Source organism: Vreelandella aquamarina (assembly GCF_900110265.1).
Lineage (GTDB): Bacteria > Pseudomonadota > Gammaproteobacteria > Pseudomonadales > Halomonadaceae > Vreelandella > Vreelandella aquamarina.
Genome location: NZ_FODB01000050.1, coordinates 6,194 through 7,510, shown reverse-complemented (window position 1 = coordinate 7,510; position 1,317 = coordinate 6,194). Strand labels below are relative to the sequence as shown.

Here is a 1,317-nt window from a genome sequence, read left to right as displayed (position 1 = left end):
CACCCGCGAAGCACCCCGTGAGGGGTGCTGGTGATGGCGTGAATGTCAGCGGTTACTGAATAGGTTCGATCAGGGCTTCCAATGTGTTGGCACTCAATATGCCTTCCATCCAGTTTTCCAGCTGCTCTATGGAAGCCGCCTCAATTTGGGTATCGGCCCATGACGGTAACTCGCCAAACTTCAGCATGAGCAGCTTTCGCAGCATATTTTGTGCTTCATGCTGACGGCCCTGTTGCATGCCCTGTTGCATACCTTGCTGCATGCCTTGCTGCATGCCTTGCTGCATGCCTTGCTGAATACCTTCCGTACGAAGACGCTCTGCTAAACCAGCCATTTTGCTTTCCTCCTGAGGATAGCGCCTTTGGTAGGCTTGTCTTTCATCTGTGCTTAAATCGCTGTAGATATCGACAAAGTCTATGTATTTGAGTTGCTTTTCAATGCTTGGTTCCAGCGAAAACAGACCTTGTATGGCATTGGCGTATACATCGATTTTATCTTTCTCTGCCCATGCCATATTCGGTAAATTCAGGCGCGCCACGATATTTTGGCTACTAAAATACTGATTGGCCGGCAATTTATTTAAATGTGTATGTAAATAGTGAAACTGTAGGTAGCTATGGCGTTCACTTCGAATATGCAGGCTTTCTGCCACTTTTTTATTAGAATTCAAAAAAATCACCACCGGTACCACTCGTTCTGTATCGAATAGCTCACTCAGGTGCAGTGTGTAGTGCGCCAGCCTGTGGATCGAGAAACGGCCGGGATCCGTTTCTTCTTCTAGCGTGAACAGTAGCGCTTCGCGTTGCCCATTTGGCCACTCTACCAGCAACGGTACGTCTAGCTCATGAAATCTGTCACCCAGGCGCTCTTTTAATTGCTCCTGGCGAATAGGAGTGACTTTGACGCTAGGCAGTAAATCTCCAGCCTCTTCTGATGCAAAGAAAGCGAGGGCTTCGCGAGGATAGTCCAAAATCAGGTTTTTGAAATTTTGATCGTGGCTTGTACGGTTCGCCATGGCTTTTCCTTGCTGTAGCTCAGTCGGGGCGGCTAGCGCCGACCGTCGCGCCGGGCCGCGGGTGCTCGCCCATGAGTATCGTTGGCGATGCATCCGTAGCGCGGCGTAAGCGGAGCGCACCCGCGAAGCACCCCGCTAAGGGTGCCGATTATGCCAACGGGGTTTGATTAATCGCCGTGGCTCAATCGGGGCGGCTGGTGCCGCCTCCGCGGGTGCCTCTTTCGCTCGTTGCTCTCGCTCTTTCGTTACGCCGCGCTACGGGTTTGGTGCCGCCATTCGAGGTGTTGACGCGATTGATCGTT

The 1,317-nt window shown here is 51.9% G+C and carries 1 protein-coding gene; it reads right to left on the bottom strand.

Annotation, left to right across the window (positions count from 1 at the left end; all coding sequences use genetic code 11):
* Positions 1-52: 52 nt before the first annotated feature.
* The gene (locus BMY49_RS17900) at positions 53-1,015 is read right to left on the bottom strand and encodes a DUF4351 domain-containing protein (protein WP_062363617.1); all 963 of its coding nucleotides are present in this window, start codon (positions 1,013-1,015) and stop codon (positions 53-55) included.
* Positions 1,016-1,317 lie beyond the last annotated feature (302 nt).